General features: G+C 59.1%; 20 protein-coding genes and 2 tRNA genes. 13 read left to right on the top strand and 9 right to left on the bottom strand.

What is annotated here, in order from left to right; all coding sequences use genetic code 11:
• Positions 1-193 precede the first annotated feature (193 nt).
• Together ASC90_RS13035 and uxuA are read left to right on the top strand one after the other, a co-directional pair.
• Positions 194-916 (top strand): GntR family transcriptional regulator, encoded by a 723-nt coding sequence (locus ASC90_RS13035; protein ID WP_056540814.1) that lies wholly within the window; start codon positions 194-196, stop codon positions 914-916.
• A 46-nt stretch (positions 917-962) separates the two neighbouring features.
• On the top strand, positions 963-2150 hold the full coding sequence (gene uxuA, locus ASC90_RS13030) for a mannonate dehydratase (RefSeq protein WP_056540812.1): 1188 nt from the start codon (positions 963-965) through the stop codon (positions 2148-2150).
• A gap of 413 nt (positions 2151-2563) precedes the next feature.
• On the opposite strand, the gene ASC90_RS13025 is transcribed toward uxuA, so the two are convergent.
• Together ASC90_RS13025 and ASC90_RS13020 are read right to left on the bottom strand one after the other, a co-directional pair.
• Entirely contained in the window at positions 2564-3046 is a 483-nt protein-coding gene (locus ASC90_RS13025; RefSeq protein ID WP_056540809.1) for a DUF192 domain-containing protein, read from the bottom strand.
• A complete protein-coding gene (locus ASC90_RS13020) occupies positions 3046-3624 on the bottom strand; it encodes a cold-shock protein (RefSeq protein WP_056540806.1) in 579 nt (192 codons plus the stop codon). The genes ASC90_RS13025 and ASC90_RS13020 overlap by 1 nt, the downstream gene beginning before the upstream one ends.
• 194 nt (positions 3625-3818) lie before the next feature.
• On the opposite strand from ASC90_RS13020, the gene gloA reads away from it, so the two are divergent.
• The 3 genes from gloA (at position 3819) to ASC90_RS13005 (ending at position 5724) form a co-directional block, all read left to right on the top strand.
• Positions 3819-4259 carry a lactoylglutathione lyase gene (gene gloA, locus ASC90_RS13015; protein ID WP_056540803.1) on the top strand — a complete coding sequence of 147 codons (441 nt, stop codon included), beginning with the start codon at positions 3819-3821 and terminating at the stop codon, positions 4257-4259.
• A 156-nt stretch (positions 4260-4415) separates the two neighbouring features.
• On the top strand, positions 4416-5477 hold the full coding sequence (locus ASC90_RS13010) for a D-Ala-D-Ala carboxypeptidase family metallohydrolase (RefSeq protein ID WP_056540889.1): 1062 nt from the start codon (positions 4416-4418) through the stop codon (positions 5475-5477).
• A 172-nt stretch (positions 5478-5649) separates the two neighbouring features.
• Positions 5650-5724: transfer RNA gene (locus ASC90_RS13005), tRNA-Glu, on the top strand.
• 87 nt (positions 5725-5811) lie between these two features.
• Here the strand turns inward: ASC90_RS13005 and ASC90_RS13000 are convergent.
• On the bottom strand, positions 5812-6147 hold the full coding sequence (locus ASC90_RS13000; RefSeq protein ID WP_210172039.1) for a site-specific integrase: 336 nt from the start codon (positions 6145-6147) through the stop codon (positions 5812-5814).
• A 68-nt stretch (positions 6148-6215) separates the two neighbouring features.
• The gene (locus ASC90_RS12995; protein WP_056540798.1) at positions 6216-6611 is read right to left on the bottom strand and encodes a hypothetical protein; all 396 of its coding nucleotides are present in this window, start codon (positions 6609-6611) and stop codon (positions 6216-6218) included.
• A 220-nt stretch (positions 6612-6831) separates the two neighbouring features.
• Between ASC90_RS12995 and ASC90_RS12990 the strand changes: the two genes are divergently transcribed.
• Positions 6832-8382, top strand: coding sequence for a DUF1254 domain-containing protein (locus ASC90_RS12990; protein WP_082519892.1), 1551 nt, complete (start codon positions 6832-6834; stop codon positions 8380-8382).
• 115 nt (positions 8383-8497) lie between these two features.
• On the opposite strand, the gene ASC90_RS12985 is transcribed toward ASC90_RS12990, so the two are convergent.
• Complete coding sequence (locus tag ASC90_RS12985) at positions 8498-8698, bottom strand: hypothetical protein (RefSeq protein ID WP_056540796.1); 201 nt, start codon at positions 8696-8698, stop codon at positions 8498-8500.
• Positions 8699-9067: 369 nt separating this feature from the next.
• On the opposite strand from ASC90_RS12985, the gene ASC90_RS12980 reads away from it, so the two are divergent.
• Positions 9068-9142 (top strand) — tRNA-Glu (locus tag ASC90_RS12980).
• 123 nt (positions 9143-9265) lie between these two features.
• Here the strand turns inward: ASC90_RS12980 and ASC90_RS12975 are convergent.
• From ASC90_RS12975 to ASC90_RS12960, 4 genes are all read right to left on the bottom strand, one after another.
• Positions 9266-10054, bottom strand: coding sequence for an SDR family oxidoreductase (locus ASC90_RS12975; protein WP_056540793.1), 789 nt, complete (start codon positions 10052-10054; stop codon positions 9266-9268).
• A gap of 139 nt (positions 10055-10193) precedes the next feature.
• Positions 10194-10571 (bottom strand): VOC family protein, encoded by a 378-nt coding sequence (locus tag ASC90_RS12970; protein ID WP_056540789.1) that lies wholly within the window; start codon positions 10569-10571, stop codon positions 10194-10196.
• A gap of 4 nt (positions 10572-10575) precedes the next feature.
• The gene (locus ASC90_RS12965) at positions 10576-11286 is read right to left on the bottom strand and encodes an SDR family oxidoreductase (RefSeq protein ID WP_056540785.1); all 711 of its coding nucleotides are present in this window, start codon (positions 11284-11286) and stop codon (positions 10576-10578) included.
• Positions 11287-11303: 17 nt separating this feature from the next.
• Positions 11304-12095, bottom strand: coding sequence for an SDR family oxidoreductase (locus ASC90_RS12960; protein ID WP_056540783.1), 792 nt, complete (start codon positions 12093-12095; stop codon positions 11304-11306).
• Between the two features lie 101 nt (positions 12096-12196).
• On the opposite strand from ASC90_RS12960, the gene ASC90_RS29915 reads away from it, so the two are divergent.
• The 6 genes from ASC90_RS29915 to ASC90_RS12935 all read left to right on the top strand — a co-directional run bounded on the left by ASC90_RS29915 (position 12197) and on the right by ASC90_RS12935 (position 16870).
• The gene (locus ASC90_RS29915) at positions 12197-12742 is read left to right on the top strand and encodes a LysR family transcriptional regulator (RefSeq protein ID WP_244480382.1); all 546 of its coding nucleotides are present in this window, start codon (positions 12197-12199) and stop codon (positions 12740-12742) included.
• Complete coding sequence (locus ASC90_RS29910; protein ID WP_244480381.1) at positions 12660-13097, top strand: substrate binding domain-containing protein; 438 nt, start codon at positions 12660-12662, stop codon at positions 13095-13097. The genes ASC90_RS29915 and ASC90_RS29910 overlap by 83 nt, the downstream gene beginning before the upstream one ends.
• Positions 13098-13318: 221 nt before the next feature.
• Positions 13319-14644: an ABC transporter substrate-binding protein gene (locus tag ASC90_RS12950; protein ID WP_056540780.1), complete on the top strand. Its 1326-nt coding sequence runs from the start codon at positions 13319-13321 to the stop codon at positions 14642-14644.
• Positions 14645-14745: 101 nt separating this feature from the next.
• Complete coding sequence (locus ASC90_RS12945) at positions 14746-15714, top strand: sugar ABC transporter permease (RefSeq protein ID WP_156392919.1); 969 nt, start codon at positions 14746-14748, stop codon at positions 15712-15714.
• Positions 15711-16664 (top strand): carbohydrate ABC transporter permease, encoded by a 954-nt coding sequence (locus ASC90_RS12940; RefSeq protein WP_056540773.1) that lies wholly within the window; start codon positions 15711-15713, stop codon positions 16662-16664. Before ASC90_RS12945 ends, ASC90_RS12940 begins: the two co-directional genes overlap by 4 nt.
• Complete coding sequence (locus ASC90_RS12935) at positions 16661-16870, top strand: hypothetical protein (RefSeq protein ID WP_056540772.1); 210 nt, start codon at positions 16661-16663, stop codon at positions 16868-16870. Before ASC90_RS12940 ends, ASC90_RS12935 begins: the two co-directional genes overlap by 4 nt.
• Position 16871: the final 1 nt, after the last annotated feature.

Genomic DNA, 16871 nt, shown 5'->3' with positions numbered 1-16871 from the left:
CTTATGGCTGCATCAAACGGGGACAGTCGCCTCGATGCTCGGCACCAACGATCTGCTGTAGACCGGTGCTAGTATGGGCTGTGTGGAAGCTCCTGAAGTGGCTGCAAGGTACCGTTCCTCCTCGGCACATCTTGGCAGCGCATCTGAATTGATATACTAGTATGCACAGTTAAGTCAATGTTCAGGGCGCTCTATGCAGCCAGCCACAATTCCCGCCGCCATTGCCCTCCCGACTCCTGCCGAGAGACCGGCCAAGATTCGGCGCGTGACCACGGCGGACGCTATCTTTGATCGGCTTTATGGCGACATCCTTTCCCTTCGGATGCCACCGGGAATGGCTCTTCAAGAGAAGCGCATTGCAGAGGATTTTGGCGTCAGCCGGACGCCCGTTCGCGAAGCGCTGCTGAGGCTTTCAGAGGGCGGGCTCGTCGATATCTATCCGCAGTCCGGAACGGTTGTCGCAAGAGTGCCTGTGTCGTCCATCCCCGAGGCGGTCGTCGTGCGCAAGGCGCTGGAAGGCACCACGGTGTGCCGAGCCGCGGAGATTGCTGCAGCGATCGATGTCTCGCGTCTGGACGCTATCATCGCCCGACAGAAGGCGCTGGCGGTCCTCGGCGACACCTCCGGTTTTCATGAGGAAGACGAGGCATTTCACGAGGCGATCGCTCAGGTTGCCGGCTATCCCGGCATTTGGACAATCCTGAAGACTGTCAAGGTCCAGATAGACCGGGCACGACGGTTGACGCTTCCCGTGCTCGGGCGCATGGACAATGTAGTGCGCGAACACACCGTCATCCGCGACGCAATCGCCGCGCATGACATAGGGGCGGCGCAGGCCGCAATGGCCCACCACCTGAGCGCGGTCATTCCCGACGTCGCGGAATTGCGCTCTCGGTACCCGGATTATTTCTGCTGAACACATCAGCACATCATAACAAAAGCAGACAGCGAGGAGGAGAGAGATGCGGCAGGGTTGGAGATGGTTCGGGCCTGAGGCACCGGTAACGCTCGACGAGGTTCGCCAGACCGGGGCCACGAATATCGTATCGTCGTTGCATCAGATACCAATCGGCCGCGCCTGGACCAAAGCCGAAGTCCGTGAGCGGCAGGCGATGATCGAGACGACACCCGCGGGGCGTTCTTCGCTGACTTGGTCCGTGGTGGAAAGCATTCCGATTCCTGATGCCGTCAAGCGCAAGGGCAAAGAGGCAAAGGCTGAGATCGAAGCCTGGATCGCGAGCCTCGAGGCCGTGGCGGCCTGCGGCATCCCGGTTATCTGCTACAACTTCATGCCCGTGGTTGACTGGACCAGGACGGACCTCGACCACGAGATCGCCACCGGCGCGACAGCTATGCGGTTCGATCACGAGAAATTCACCGCCTTCGACCTGTTCGTCCTCCAACGCGCCGGCGTAGATCAGGCCTATTCCTCAGATGACAAGGCCCGTGCCCGTGCTGTCTTCGAAACGATGTCGGAAAATGAGATCGCCGACATAACGCGGAACATCACCTCGGCGCTGCCCGGTTCGACAACCGAACCGCTGACGATCCCCCAATTCCGTGAAAAGCTTGCGGCCTATGCTGGCATCGATGCCGCGAGACTGCGCCAGCACCTCATCGAATTCCTGCAGGCCGTGACACCGGCCGCGGAAGCACGCGGCGTCAAGCTGACTTTGCACCCGGACGACCCCCCGCGCTCCCTTTTTGGCCTGCCGCGCATTGCCTCGACCGCGGAAGACTACGCCGCACTTTTCGACGCCGTTCCATCCAAGGCAAACGGCATGTGCTACTGTACCGGCAGCCTTGGCGTGCGCGCCGACAACGATTTGCCGACAATCGCCCGCCGCTTTGCGTCACGCATCCACTTCGCTCACCTGCGCGCCACCAAGCGCGAGGGAGACGGGCGCAGCTTTCACGAAAGCGCCCATCTGGAAGGTGATGTGGACATGGTAGCAGTCCTTAGGGAATTGGTAGCGGAAGACCGCAATCGGAACGCGGACGAAACCATCGTGTTCCGCTCAGACCATGGTCATCGAATGCTCGACGACTTGCACAAGCAGGTTACCCCTGGCTATCCGGCCATTGGTCGCCTGCGAGGCTTGGCCGAGCTTCGCGGCATCCTTCACGCGCTCGGATCCCCGCCCAACTGACGGGTTCGTCGCCTGCGTACATGCCAGACTGCCGTCGCTGGCAGTTTGTCAGCACATCACCTGTTCGGTGAACAAAGACAGGCATGAAACGAGCGCAGTTTTGGGATTGTGTGCCGGAACGGGAAAAGCGTGGTGGATATTCGCGACCTGTTATCCCTAGCGCGTCATCTGAATGGATCGACTCGCCAAGGTAGATCAAACCTGATGCGCCGCACCACCCCTCACTGCGGCGCTGGAGGCCCGGCAGGCGGACCGTACGAGGACAATTTGCCGGGTCTTCAGCCAAGCAGCCGCGTGACATCATCAAGTCGGCGATAGCCGCGGATTGCGCGGCGAATGCCGTTCGTCTCAGACGGCCTTAGAAAGCACGGCGACCTGTGCCTGCAGACCATTCGGCAGAGGCCCGGCGGGCCCTATTTCTTCTTCGTGGTTGTCGCACTCATCACCTTGTCGCCAGGCTTGATTCCCAACTTGGCCGTCACGCCGGCATTGAGTTCGACGACATATTTCACCTCGGCCATCGAATCGATGATGTCTTCGGAATAGGGAACGGCATTCTGCTTGATGTTGCGGATGGTGCCTGTCGAATCGACAAACAGCATGTCGAGCGGAAGAACGGTGTTTTCCATCCACATCTGCACCCGGCGCGACGTCCCAAAATCGAAGATCATGCCCGCGTCGTCAGCCATTTCCTTTCGAAACATCAGGCCGCGCTGCCGGCGCTCGCTGGTATCGGCAATCTCTACGATGAAAGTCAAACGCTTGCCCGACGCCGTCTCGACGATCAGCGGCTCCTTGTCGAATTTCATCGGCTGCTGGGCAAGGAGGGGAAAGGCAAACATGAAAAAAAGCGCCGTAAGGGCGCCTCTGATCCAATGCGAAACCAGAAAACGCATCAATGCGCACGGCTCGCCGGGCTCGGCACATCCGGATGAATTTCGGCGGCCATCAGCCCCTTGTCGCCGTCGCCATAGCGCACCAACACGACCTGGCCCGGACGCAGTTCCGTCAGGCCGAACCGCCGAAGCGTTTCCATGTGAACAAAAATATCCTCGGTGCCCTCCCCACGTGTCAGGAACCCGAAGCCCTTGGTGCGGTTGAACCATTTGACAAGCACCCGCTCCAGCCCGCTTGTGGGCGTGACCTGCACATGCGTGCGTACAGGCGGCATCTGAGAAGGATGAATGGCGGTAGACTGATCCATCGACAGGATCTTGAACGCCTGGTAGCCCCGTTCGCGCCGCTGAATCAGGGCGACGATGCGCGTGCCTTCCAAAATCGTTTGATAACCGTCTCGGCGCAGGCAGGTCACGTGTAGCAAGACATCCTGCATTCCGTTGTCCGGCACAATGAAACCGAAGCCTTTGGCGACATCGAACCACTTGACAACGCCAGTGATTTCAATGAGATCGACCGCTTCTCCCGCGAGTTGATCGAGGTCGGTGAATTCCTTTGATGAAATTCTGTCAGCCATGTCGCCAGCCCCTCAATACGCGTCACACTGTTACGGTTAACTGATTCTTGAGATCAAGATTAACATGTTGGTAACGGATTAGCGCAAGTCCTACTTTTCCATTATTCGCAGTTGCCAATTATACCCCGGAGTCTTGCACGAAGCTGACTCTCCGCCACATACGAATTTGAACCCGCATTTAGAGAGGAAACATAATGCGTTATCTCCACACGATGGTCCGCGTGAAGGACCTGGATGCGTCGCTGAACTTTTACGCCACGCTGTTCGGCCTCGAGGAAGTGCGCCGTATCGACAATGAAAAGGGCCGCTTCACACTGGTGTTTCTGGCCGCACCGGAAGACCGGACCGACGCCAGTGCCAAAGGCGCGCCTTGCCTCGAACTCACTTATAACTGGGACACGGAGAACTATACGGGTGGACGCAACTTCGGCCACCTCGCCTACGAAGTCGACGATATCTACGCCACATGCCAGAAGCTGATGGACAACGGCATCACTATCAATCGCCCGCCGCGCGACGGCCACATGGCCTTCGTTCGCTCCCCGGATGGAATCTCCATCGAGATCCTGCAGAAGGGCGGCAGTCTGCCCAACGCCGAACCATGGGCCTCGATGGGCAATACCGGCGCCTGGTAAGCCGAGGCTTTTGCGAGGCTTGTGGCTTTTGCGATTCCGGGTAACTGCGGCCGGATCGCGCTTGTCGCAAGCCGAAGCAACGGGCACTCTCCAGCTGACTCAAGGCGAATGGCGCGACTTTCAGCGGGTTTCGCCTCCATTTTGGAGATTGCTCGCTTGTTCGCTATCGAAAAGCGCATGCCCCTCGGGGCTGCACTTCTGGTCGCCACGTCGGTGTTGGCGCTGGCCGGCTGCGTGTCGGACAAGAAAGCCGTCGATGCAGCCGCCGTGCTCACCCCCGCCGATCCATCCACGGGCCAGCAAAGCACCGCCGCAAACGCACCTGTTGCCCAGCCCGGCTATCGCGACCCGATGGTCAGCGCATCCGGTGCGCAGGCAGCAGCAACAGCGCAGCCGGGTGAAGCGCAGCCGATGGCCGCGGGGTCGGCTGCCTCCGCCCCCGCCAATATCGGCGGCCTGACGATGCAGTCGACGGGAATCAATGCCCAGGCGATCAGCATATTTTCAGCCCGTTCAACATCGCAGAACAATCCGACATCGACTGTACTGCAATCGCCCGGCGGGAACGCGTATGCCCCGGCCGGTGTCAGCCCGACGCGGTCCAGCGTCTACAGCAGCCAGACACCGCCCGAACAGCCACAGCAGGGTCAAGCCGTGCTGCCGCAGCAATCCTCCGAGAACGTCAGCACACAGATCACGCCCGCCCACACTGCATTGGCAACGGGCGCGCTTCCCGGTCAGACAGTGAACGCTCTTTACAGCGCACCGAGGCAAAATCTGCTCGGCAGCCTTTCGGGCCTCCTGCAGAAGGCCTCCCTGCCCGGCATGACGCGCATGGCGCCCAACGGGCTTCACATTCAGAACGACAAAGTCGAGGTCGGGTGCTTCAAGCCCAATCTTCTGAACGTCATCAAGGCTGTCGAAACCCATTTCGGCAAGCCGGTCGTGGTCACCTCGGGCTATCGGGACCCGGAACACAACAGGATGGCCGGCGGCGCGGAAGAGTCCATGCACAAGAGCTGCGATGCCGCCGACATTCAGGTCAGCGGCGTTTCCAAATGGGACGTAGCAGGCTACATCCGCTCGTTGCCCGAACGCGGTGGCGTCGGCACCTACTGCCACACGGATTCCATCCATCTCGACACGGGAAAAAACCGTGACTGGAACTGGGGATGCGGCGGAAGGGGCGCGCCAACGACCCTCGCACGGGCGCTGTGACCACCGCCATTCTACAGGCATCACGTTAAGTCAAATCATACGCCAATGCGTAAGGATTTGCGGCCAGGAACCTGATTCAACGACGATAATCCCCATTTCGCCTGCGCAAGAAATTCCTGTCATTTTTTTGATAAAAATCTTAATTGGCGATAAGGGCGCCACCACGAAGGAAGCGCCCTTCGTCTATCGGTTAGGACACCAGATTTTCATTCTGGGAAGAGGGGTTCGACTCCCCTAGGGCGTGCCATCGTGCTTATTTTTCAATTACTTACAATGCCGATTCACCATCGAATCACTTATCGATCAGTGACTCAGTTATGGGCGCGTAACCGCTTTACCTCCGCCGCTTGCTTGCCGCCGCCGCCGCGCGTTGCGCCATCGGCTCCGCGTTCAGGTCTTTCAGGTAAATCATCGTCGTCGAGATATCCTTGTGGCCCATTGCCTTCATGATCGCGAAAGGATCGGCGGCACCCTCGGCTAGCTCGCTGGCAAAGGATCGCCGCAGGCCATGCAGGGTATAGCCCGGTGCGATCCCGGCCTGCTTGCACCAATGCGCCATCATGCCGGTCAGGCTCTTTTCCGAGAAAGCCTCGCCATACATGGTCTTGCGGATCGTACCGCCCTTGGATCGGTCCAGCGCGTTCAGGGCGATCTCAAGCTCTGGCGGCACGAACAGGACCACCTTGGCATTCTTGCCATTGTGCGCGTTCTTCCTCGCCTCGAATTCGATGATGGTCGTTACCTTGATTTCATCGATCGATGCGGCCTAAGCTGGCTCCATTCGACGGTAGCGACATCCCCTCGCCTGTTTCCTAGAAAGCGCGCCAAGGCGAGGCATGTCCGGGCGGCGGTTCCCGGCTGATGATGGCGATCGTACTGATCGACAATTTCCGGTGGCCATGGCTTTTGCGGTGTCGCTTTCGGCAATTCGATCTTCTGGAGATCTGCGCCAAGATTGCGCAGGCACCATTCGGCCTCGACGGCGGCGGCATAGAGCTTGCGGATGACAATCGCTATCCGCTTGGCCTTATGCGCAGCATGGCTTGCGACATGCTTGCGCAAAAGCGGCAGGATTTCGGTCTCTGGCGTACTGATCGCCGCCATGGCAAACGTCGCCTTCGATCCCTTGTCCATCGGGCTTTCGAGAAAGACCCGCGCATGCCGGATATGCCCGGCCAGCGTCTTGCCCTCATAGCCCGCCCATTCATCCGAGTTCTTCTCACCGGCTCCCGTTTATATTGTCGGCCTTCTGCCCAGCGGAAATTTACGGCACAATTTACCGTAACGTACTTATGCAAAGTGCCGCACTGGTGGTGTGCTGGCGTCACCCGCAGTCGCCAATCAGGAGCCTATCATGAAAGAGACACCGGAAAGCCGCGCGCAGATCACTCGTCGCGGCGCAATGAAGGGAAGTATCGGAGCGGCAACTCTCGCCGCTCTGGGGGCAAGGGCGGCCACGCCGGTCGCACTTTCAGCTGCACCGATATTGATGGCAGCCGAAGCGGCTCAAGCGCAGGCTGCCGGTGCCGCTCCGGAAGTCACGATGCCTGCCACTGGAATCACGATGCAGCCAGGATATGCCAAAGCCATCGCGCAGATGGCCTATGTCTGGGGCTGGCCCATCGTCAACATGCTCAACCGAAACGCCAAGATTACGCAAGCGCCGTATCCCGGCTTGCTAGGGGGTATCCTACCTGCCGCACCGCGCGGCCAAGTCGGCATGCTCCACGACTACATCGAGCCTACCGAAACCTTCGTGACCTGCCCAAATCAGGACGTTGTCTACGGCCTCGGATTCTTCTCGCTCGATGAGGAGCCGGTTGTTGCGCAGGTCCCGGATTTCGGCGACCGCTTCTGGGTCTATGCGCTCTACGATGCCCGTACGGACCAGTTCGGCCATCTCGGCAAGCCTTACGGCACAAAGCCCGGCTTCTATCTGCTGGCAGGTCCGCGATGGGCAGGTTTGAAGCCCGATGGAATTACCGATGTCATCCGCAGCCCAACTGCACTTGCAAACGCGATCCCGCGCATTTTTCAAGACGATACGCCTGAGGATAAGAAGGCGATCCAGTCGGCCATCAATCAGGTCGTCTTCTATCCGCTCAAGGACTTCACCGGTGAGATGAAGACAATCGAATGGGCGAAGGCCAAGGACATTCCGGTTCCGCAATCGTCCGATCCGGACGGCGGTGGTGGAGAAACAAAATGGGTTGTCCCTGAGAATTTCTTTGACCAGTTTCCCGATGCGCTTGCGGCTGCCGATCCACTCCCGGGCGAGGAGGCGCTTTACGGCCAGTTCCGCTTGTTGATTGACGCAGCAGCCAAGGACCCGGACCTCAAGAAGCTTTTAATCGAAACTGCCATCGAAACCGAGGAAAGGGTGATCCATCCGTTCTTTGAATGGAAGCACAACGGCCGCCCGGCCGGCAATGGATGGAACCGGTCCACCAACAATGCCCAGTTCGGCGTCGATTATTTCAACCGAACCGGGACCTCGAAGTCGAACATGTTCGACAACCGACCAAACGAGACCCAGTATTTCTACACCGAATATGACGAGAACGGGAAACAACTGACCGGCAGCGGCAGCTATGCGGTCACCTTCCCCACAGGACAAGAACCGCCGGTCAACGGTTTCTGGTCGCTGACTTTGTACAACGACAAGCACCTGTTCCACGTCAATGATCTGAAGCGTTTTTCACTCGGGACAAAGAACAAAAACCTGAAGCGCAACAGTGACGGCTCACTCACGCTCTACGTGAGCGAAAAATCGCCGGGAGGAGACAGGGAAACAAATTGGCTTCCCGCCCCGGATGGTCGCTTCTCTCTCTACATTCGGGCCTACTGGGGCAAGGAGCCAGTCTTGGACGGATCATGGCAGCCACCCAAGATCAAGGCGACCTGAGGTCTCTGGTCGGGGCGGGGCACTTTGTCGGCTAGTGCCCCGATGGCCCGCTATTGGTACAAATACGAAACTCGGCCAACGTAGAAAGGGAGGACTTAGGCCCTCCCCTTCTACCTCACCTGGCAAGCCAGAGAAGGATATCATCTAGATCGGCGGAATACTCCGAGCCGAAAACCACACAATTTCGGTCGTCCGCTAACAAGTATCCATCGGCCTGCGCGTCGGGATTCTTGAGGAGCTCGAATCCGGCCTGTTTAGCAAGACGATAAGCATCAATCTCGGGAGCGGTTAGCTCCCACTCTATATCGCGCTTCATCGCGCTACTCCTTTCTCAAGAGAAATAGGAAGTACCGCGCCGAGCAATGCCTGCCGTGTCGTGGAAACCGTGCAATGCCGTGACGAATATGCTTTGCATTCGGTCCCTCGCGGCCATGTTCCCACAACGCCGAGACAACACAAATCACTTTTGTGCGTCCCAAACATTGATGAGCGCAATTTGGTACGAAAGCGGAACGCGAATAAATGACTCCCCATGGCAATAGCGAGCTTTGATAAGTGACTCGCTTTTGCAACCCCTTGAAAAGGCAACAAGATGGCACACCCCTATGGCGTGCCATTCTGTTGAATTCCAGTTATAATCCGGCGACTTGTCAAAGCGGTCTCGCGCTCCTATTTCACATTGAAGGCGCCCTTCGTCTATCGGTTAGGACAACAGATTCTCATTCTGTAAAGACGAGTTCGACTCTCGTAGGGCGTACCAGTTCGTCGCGAAGCCAAACCTCTTCGTCATGGAAAGCGAACTGATACGAAATAGCCTGCCGATTGCTGTTGGCCTATTGCTTGGCAACGACAGGGTAGCAGGTCTGGCGTCCGCATCCGTGCCCTACAGCGCCTTCATCATGCCGCCATCGACGAAGTAGGTCGAACCAACCGAATAGCTTGCCTTTTCCGAGCACAGGAAGACAAAGAAATTCGCCAGTTCCTCCGGCGAAGCGAAACGCTTGATGGGCGCGTGCTCACGAGCGACGCTGTCGAGATAGCCCTGCCAATCTCCACCTGTTTCCGACGTGAGTTGCTTTGCGGTCTTGATCCAATCGGGTGTCAGGACAAGTCCGGGATTGACGCAGTTGACGCGGATGTTGTCCCCGACGACCTCGGTCGACAGCGTCTTAGAGAACATCATCAACGCCGATTTCGTGACGTTGTAGATCGGCTCGTACCAAAGGGGCTGAGCGGCGCAGATTGAGGCGTTGTGCAGAATGACGCCGCCGCCCCGTTGCCGCATCTGCGGCACCAACCCGCGGGCCAGGCGAACTGCCGCCATGACATGCAGATCCCAGTATTGCTGCCATTTCTCGTCCGGTGCCTCCATGATTGTCTCGTTGGAACCGGTCCCCGCGTTGTTGACGAGAATGTCGGCGCCGCCCATCCGCTCGGCTTCACCGATAAGATCAGCCACGCCAGCCGGCGTGGCGACATCGCAGGCGACCCCCGTCGCCCTGACCTTGAACTCGTCGGCGATGCGGGCGGCTTCCGCGTGAACACGCTCGGCCCCGCGCGCCGCTAGCACGACGTCGGCGCCCTCCTTCGCCAGACCCTCGGCAATCGCCAAACCTATCCCGACACTTCCGCCCGTGATCACGGCGCACTTGCCGCGCAAACCCAGATCCATCGTTGCTCCTCCCACGCGGCCCTCCGCCGCTCGGGAACAAGATTAGGCGGGTCATTTGCAACGACGCAAGCTGAAAGAGCATGGATCTCCACTTGGAGTGGAAGGCTTTCAGGACAAGGGTTTTAACCTGGCGCGCCCGTTACGCCGTCGCCGGGAGTTCGGTTCGAAATACAAGCTCCAGAAGTATGCCGCCCGGCGTTCGCACGAAAAGACGCCGTTCGCCAAGGTCGGGCAAATCCATTGTGGAGTACCCGATGCCGCGTGCCTCGAGCCTCGTCCTGGTGCCGTGATAGTCATGGAGCCGGAATCCCGCATGATCGATGATCTCGGCGTCGTGTCCCGTCATACGGCCGCCACCCGGAATGAGATGTACGATCGGGTCGTCACCTTCGTAGAGCCAATAGCCGGGAAACGAAAACGCCGGGCGATGACCAGGCTTCAACCCCAGAACCGCTTCCAGAAATTGGCGCGTCGCTTCGAGGTCCGCCGTCCTCAACGTGACATGATCAATTTTCATGGCACTATCCGATCGCCCCCCCGCCATCGACGCGGATCGTCGAGCCGGTCGCAAATGGCGTGGTGAGTACGAACATGACGGCATTCGCGATGTCCGATGGCTGACCGACGACCTTGGCCGGCAGGCTGTCGGCGACGCGGGCGAACATCGCCTTGCGCGCGTCATCATCCATCCTGGACCAGAGCGGCGTGTCGATCAGGCCGGGAGAGACGGCATTCACCCGCACCGGTGACAATTCCAGCGCCAGCCCCCGCGCAAGCGCCTCCAGGGCGGCGTTGATTGCCCCCTGCAGCACCGAATTCGCCGAGGGGCGTTCGCTGAGGAAGCCGGAAATGAAGGTCAACGACCCGCGCTCGGTAAACCTGGCGGCGCGCGCGATCCTGTACGCGCCCCAGAATTTGCTCTCCATCGCCGTTCTTGCATCTTGAAGCGACAGCTTTCTCACCGGACCGCTCGGTGTTTGCGCCGCGGAGACGATGATGTGGTCCCAGGCGTCCTCGGCTGCGAAGAAGGCCTCGATGCCGCTTTCGTCTGCGGTGTCCAGAATGACGGTCGGCACGCCGCCCAGAAGGTGCGACGCTTCCGCCAGTTTGTCCCGCGATCGCGAAGCAATGGTGACGGAAGCCCCTTCGGAGATGGCCTGGGCGGCGACGGCAAAGCCGATACCGGAGCTGCCGCCCACAACGAGCACGCGTTTCCTAACAATGGATGTCACTTCTCTGGTCCTTTCGCTCAAGCCAGTGTCGGCAGGACACCGCCATCAACCCGCAATGACGCGCCGTTGGTCGCAGATGAAAGCGGGCTCGCCACGTAGGCTACGAGATTGGCGACTTCCTGCGGATCGATCAGGCGCTGCAGCAGAGAGGTCGCGCGGTGCTTTGCAAAGAATTCCGCCTCAGCCTCAGCCGCGGAGGCGTTCGGTTTTGTCGACAGTCCCTTCAGGAAGTCGACAATCCCCTCGGACTGGGTGGGACCGGGCAAGACGGAGTTCACGGTGACAGCGGTCCCTTTCGTCTGTTCGGCAAGGCCGCGAGAAATCGCAAGCTGGGCGGTCTTCGTCATGCCGTAGTGGATCATGTCGCCCGGCGTCATTAGCCCGGATTCACTGGAGACGAAGATTACCCTTCCCCAATTGCGTTTCAGCATTCCGTCAAAATAAGCCCTTGCCAGTCGCACGCCACTCAGCACGTTGGTGTCGAAATACCGCCGCCATTCATTGTCGTCGATCTCGGCAAATGGCTTTATTTCGTAGATACCGAGATTGTTGACAAGGATGTCGACGGCCGGGACCGCTTTGACGATCTCGGATGCCCCCGCCTCGGTGGCGGCATCGGCGACAACGCCGGATACTTCCTTACCGCCCGACGCACGAATGCTTGCAACGGCAGCATCGAGCTTGTCTCTGTTGCGACCCGCCACGATGACGTTCGCGCCTTCGACCGCCAGGGTCCTTGCAATCTCCAGGCCGATGCCGGCGGTAGACCCTGTAACCAGGGCAGTCTTGCGTTCCAGATCTAGGTTCATCTTCTGCGCCTCGTGTTTGTTGACGGGGTCAAGATAGGGGGCTTTCCCATTTGCAAGAATAGCCGTTGATGGTGATGGTCCATTGCGATATCAGCAATAATATGGCCGATAATCTTTTCGATATGCTGGTCTTCGTCCGCGTCGTCGAGGCGGGCAGCCTGTCTGGCGCTGCCCGCGATCTCAGGCTGTCGCTTGCCGTCGTCAGCCGCAAGCTCGCCCGGCTCGAGGAACGCCTCGGCGTTCGCCTCGCAAACCGCACCACGCGAACCCTGACACTTACCGAAGAAGGCGCACGCTTCCATGCCCGTTGCATCCGGATCCTGGCCGAGATCGACGACGCTGAAATGGAAGTCACCAGCGGCCTGGATACAGCAACCGGCCTCCTCCGGGTGACGTCGACATTCGCGTTCGGCTGCCGCTGGCTTGCTACGCTGCTGCAGGAATTCCAGGCGATGCATCCCACGCTGCATATCCATCTCGATACGTCTGACACCGTCACCAATATTGTCGAAGGCGGCTACGATCTTGCGGTCCGGTTCGGGTCGCTCGCCGATTCAAGCCTGATTGCCCGTCAGTTGGCACCGAACAAGCGGATTCTGTGCCGCTCCCTCGTACCTCGCACGCCGGGGACGGCCGCAAAGGCTTGAAGACCTTCTCGTGCACGATTGCATCACCTTCGGCGATCCACCCAACAGCCATTGGACCTTTTCCGACAACCGCAGCATCAACGTGAAGCACCCCCTCAGCACCAACAACGGCGAACTCGCTCGTCGCTGGGCGATCGACGGCGCGGGGTTGGTGCAAAAATCGCTGTGGGACGTTCGCGACGATATCGACGCCGGCCATCTGGAAATAGTGCTGCCAGGCATCCCGCTGCCAGCAGCCCCGATCCATGCGGTATTTCCTCACAATCGCCTTACCGCCGCGAAAGTTAGGCTGTGCGTCGATTTCCTCGCCGTGCGTCTGAAAGCGATCAATGTGGCGGGCATCAGGGCTGGCTAGCACACCCCCTCGAAAGTCCGTCTCTCTCGAATCAATCACTAAACATCTGGCGCCAGAACAGTGTGCACTGCAGCAACGATTGCCGCTTGCATTGTTTATAAATTTATCTATCACTAAACATATTGCTAAACATGATGTTTGAGGAGTTCATGTCAGCATTCTCTGGAAGTGGGTGAACTCGCGCTGCCGGCGGAGCCGGCCTTTGGTTCTGGGAGGAACTTATGCAGAAAAGATCGAAAGCCCTGCTCGGGCTGGCCTCGGCATTCGTGATGTCGTCGGCGTTGCCCAATCTCGCAAAAGCCGACCAACTAACGCTGTGCTGGGCTGCCTGGGATCCAGCCAATGCGCTCGTCGAGCTCTCGAAGGATTTCACCGCCAAGACTGGCACGGAAATGAAGTTCGAGTTCGTCCCCTGGACAAGCTATGCGGACCGCTTCCTCAACGAATTGAATTCCCATGGCAAGCTCTGCGACCTGATCATCGGCGACAGCCAATGGATCGGCGGCTCGGCCGAGAACGGCCACTACGTCAAGCTGAACGACTTCTTCGACAAGGAAGGCATCAAGATGGATGACTTCGTGCCGGCGACGGTCGTTGGCTATTCGGAATGGCCGAAGAACACCCCGAATTACTGGGCGCTTCCGGCTATGGGCGACGTGGTCGGCTGGACCTACCGCAAGGATTGGTTCGAAAAGCCGGAGCTGCAGAAGGAATTCAAGGAAAAGTATGGCCGGGATCTCGCCGCGCCGAAGACCTACGACGAGCTGAAGCAGATCGCCGAGTTTTTCCAGAAGCGTGAGATCGACGGCAAGACCGTCTACGGTGCCTCAATCTATACCGAGCGTGGCTCGGAGGGCATCACCATGGGCGTGACCAACGTTCTCTATGATTGGGGCTTCCAGTACGAAAATCCCAAGAAGCCTTACGAAATGGAAGGATTCGTCAACTCGCCGGACGCAATCAAGGGCCTGGAGTTCTACAAGGCTCTCTATGACTGCTGCACACCGCCCGGCAGCTCCAACGTCTACATGGTCGAATCCGCAGACGCCTTCAAATCCGGACAGGTCGCCATGCAGATGAACTTCGCCTTTACCTGGCCAGGTCTCTACAAGGACGAGAAGGTCGGCGGCGACAGGATCGGCTTCTTCCCCAATCCCGCTGAGAAAGAACATTTTGCCCAGCTTGGCGGACAAGGCATCTCGGTTGTGTCGTATTCCGACAAGAAGGATGCGGCCCTGCAATACATCAAGTGGTTCGCGCAGCCTGAGGTACAGGCCAAGTGGTGGCAGCTGGGCGGCTTTTCCTGCCTGAAGGCTGTCGTCAACGCACCTGATTTCGCGTCGAGCCAGCCGTATGCCCCGGCATTCCTGGAATCCATGGCCATCGTCAAGGACTTCTGGGCGGAACCAAGCTACGCCACCCTTCTCCAGGACATGCAGAAGCGCGTTCACAACTATGTGGTTGCCGGCAACGGCACCGCCAAGGAAGCGCTTGATGGTCTGGTGGCGGACTGGACCGAAGTGTTCAAGGACGACGGCAAGATCTAGTGTCCTCCTGGACGCGTGACATCCTAGTCAGAATGACGGCCCGGATCGGCAAAAGAGCCGGGCCGCCTGATGTCTCACATACCCAAAGACCAGGTGACATCTTGAATATCTCCCACTCCTCTATCGTCGAGACAGCCGCGGATGCGACAGCACGGGCGACGCCTGTATCGGTCGCCCGGCGCGTCCGAGGTCTTTCCGACAGGGCGATCGCTTGGTTGTTCATCGCCCCGGCTATCATCCTGCTGCTCGCAATCAACATCTTTCCGCTGCTGTGGGCAGTCTATCTTTCTTTCACAAATTTCCGCGCCAACCGACCGAATGCGCCGGTGCAAGGCGTAGGTCTCAGCAACTACGAGCGCGTCCTCACCGATCCGGATATCTGGCAGGCAATGCAGACCACCGCGCATTTTGTCTTCTGGACGATTGTCCTGCAGACCGTGATCGGCTTCGGACTTGCCTATCTGATCGACCGGAAGTTTCGTGGTCATGCCTTCTGGACGACCATCATTCTGATCCCGATGATGCTGTCTCCTGCGGTGGTCGGCAACTTCTGGCGCTTTCTCTATGAGCCGCAGATTGGCCTCTTCGCCTACGCGGTTTCGCTTGTCACCGGCATTCCGACCTCGGAAATTCAGATGCTCGGCAGCGTCACCCTGGCGCCCTGGGCGATCGTTATCGTCGATACATGGATGTGGACACCCTATGTGATGCTGATCTGCCTCGCCGGGCTGCGCTCGATCCCGGACTATATCTACGAAGCGTCGGAGGTCGATCGTGCGTCAGCATGGCGGCAGTTCTGGTCGATCACGGTCCCGATGGCCCTGCCCTTCATCATGCTCGCCGTCCTCTTCCGCGGCATCGAAAACTTCAAGATGTTCGACATGGTAACGCTGCTGACAGGCGGTGGGCCGGGGTCAACCACCGAAGTGGCCTCGATCACGTTGAAGCGTGCGGCCTTCGAGAGCTGGGCGACCGGCCGGGCTTCCGCCTTCGCCATCGTCCTTTTCGTCGCGGTGTTCGGACTGGCAAACATCTATGTCAAGGCTCTCAACAAGGTGAAGCAACGATGAGCTCCGTCAACGCTGCCCATTCGGTCGTCGAACCAAGCCTCACCAGCAAACGGATCGCCGGTGCGCTCGTCATCCTTTATGCACTGATCACGCTGATTCCGCTCGTCTGGATCTTCCTGACCAGCATCAAGTCGCCACCGGACTCCATCAGCTACCCGCCGAAGATCGTGTTCACGCCGACGCTGGAGGGCTATTGCAATCTCCTCACCACGAGAACGCGGCAGACGCCGGAGTACATTTCGTCGCTGCCGGCGCCGACTGGTACCTGCGATGAGGTGACGCGCAAGCGCAACATGGTGATCGCCGGTCCCTCGAACTTTCTGCCGCGCTTCGTCAATTCGCTGGTGATCGCCTTCGGATCGACATTTCTTGCCGTCTTCCTCGGAACGCTCGCCGCCTACGGCTTCTCGCGCTTCCGGATACCGCTCGCCGACGACCTGCTGTTCTTCATCCTGTCGACCCGCATGATGCCGCCGATCGCGGTCGCCATCCCGATTTATCTGATGTACCGGGAGCTCGGCCTCTCCGATACGGCGCTGGGCATGATCCTGCTCTACACGGCCGTCAACGTCTCACTAGCCGTCTGGTTGCTCAAGGGCTTTATAGACGAGATCCCGCGGGAATACGAGGAGGCGGCGATGATCGACGGCTACACGCGGCTGCAGGCTTTCCGGAAGGTGGTGCTGCCGCAGGCAACAACCGGGATCGCCGCAACCGCAATCTTCTGCCTGATATTTGCCTGGAACGAATATGCCTTCGCAGCCCTTCTTACCTCGGGTGCAGCCCAGACGGCGCCTCCCTTCATTCCGACGATCATCGGCGAAGGGGGGCAGGATTGGCCGGCGGTGGCCGCGGGAACGACGATCTTCCTGATCCCGATCCTCGTCTTCACCATTCTCCTGCGCAAGCAGCTGCTGCGCGGTATCACCTTCGGAGCGGTCCGGAAATGACGCACCTCATCGAAACGCCCCGCCCTCCTCCGAAGCGGCCGTTCTTCCTGCGCCGAGGCCCGATGGAAAATATCGCCACCGCGCTGATCGCCATCGGCTTCCTGATGCTGTTCCAGCCCTTCCTGCTGGTGCTCTACACCTACTCTCTGGTGACGCTGCTCGCAGGCACGGCCATGTTCATCATCGTCTCAAAGTTTCCGGAGTGAA

This window comes from Rhizobium sp. Root1220 (genome assembly GCF_001426265.1).
Taxonomy (GTDB): domain Bacteria; phylum Pseudomonadota; class Alphaproteobacteria; order Rhizobiales; family Rhizobiaceae; genus Rhizobium.
Note: the sequence above shows the minus strand (reverse complement) of the source record. Positions and strands in the feature narration are given on the sequence as shown.

What these genes read in the sequence shown, in the direction of transcription:
- ASC90_RS29915 (WP_244480382.1), top strand. Translation starts at nt 12,197, where the DNA reads ATGGCCGATAATCTTTTCGATATGCTGGTCTTCGTCCGCGTCGTCGAG.
- ASC90_RS12975 (WP_056540793.1), bottom strand. Translation starts at nt 10,054, where the DNA reads ATGGATCTGGGTTTGCGCGGCAAGTGCGCCGTGATCACGGGCGGAAGT.
- ASC90_RS13020 (WP_056540806.1), bottom strand. Translation starts at nt 3,624, where the DNA reads ATGGCTGACAGAATTTCATCAAAGGAATTCACCGACCTCGATCAACTC.
- ASC90_RS12950 (WP_056540780.1), top strand. Translation starts at nt 13,319, where the DNA reads ATGCAGAAAAGATCGAAAGCCCTGCTCGGGCTGGCCTCGGCATTCGTG.
- ASC90_RS12940 (WP_056540773.1), top strand. Translation starts at nt 15,711, where the DNA reads ATGAGCTCCGTCAACGCTGCCCATTCGGTCGTCGAACCAAGCCTCACC.
- ASC90_RS12935 (WP_056540772.1), top strand. Translation starts at nt 16,661, where the DNA reads ATGACGCACCTCATCGAAACGCCCCGCCCTCCTCCGAAGCGGCCGTTC.
- ASC90_RS12985 (WP_056540796.1), bottom strand. Translation starts at nt 8,698, where the DNA reads ATGAAGCGCGATATAGAGTGGGAGCTAACCGCTCCCGAGATTGATGCT.
- ASC90_RS13025 (WP_056540809.1), bottom strand. Translation starts at nt 3,046, where the DNA reads ATGCGTTTTCTGGTTTCGCATTGGATCAGAGGCGCCCTTACGGCGCTT.
- ASC90_RS12995 (WP_056540798.1), bottom strand. Translation starts at nt 6,611, where the DNA reads ATGGACAAGGGATCGAAGGCGACGTTTGCCATGGCGGCGATCAGTACG.
- ASC90_RS12960 (WP_056540783.1), bottom strand. Translation starts at nt 12,095, where the DNA reads ATGAACCTAGATCTGGAACGCAAGACTGCCCTGGTTACAGGGTCTACC.
- uxuA (WP_056540812.1), top strand. Translation starts at nt 963, where the DNA reads ATGCGGCAGGGTTGGAGATGGTTCGGGCCTGAGGCACCGGTAACGCTC.
- gloA (WP_056540803.1), top strand. Translation starts at nt 3,819, where the DNA reads ATGCGTTATCTCCACACGATGGTCCGCGTGAAGGACCTGGATGCGTCG.
- ASC90_RS12990 (WP_082519892.1), top strand. Translation starts at nt 6,832, where the DNA reads ATGAAAGAGACACCGGAAAGCCGCGCGCAGATCACTCGTCGCGGCGCA.
- ASC90_RS13035 (WP_056540814.1), top strand. Translation starts at nt 194, where the DNA reads ATGCAGCCAGCCACAATTCCCGCCGCCATTGCCCTCCCGACTCCTGCC.
- ASC90_RS12970 (WP_056540789.1), bottom strand. Translation starts at nt 10,571, where the DNA reads ATGAAAATTGATCATGTCACGTTGAGGACGGCGGACCTCGAAGCGACG.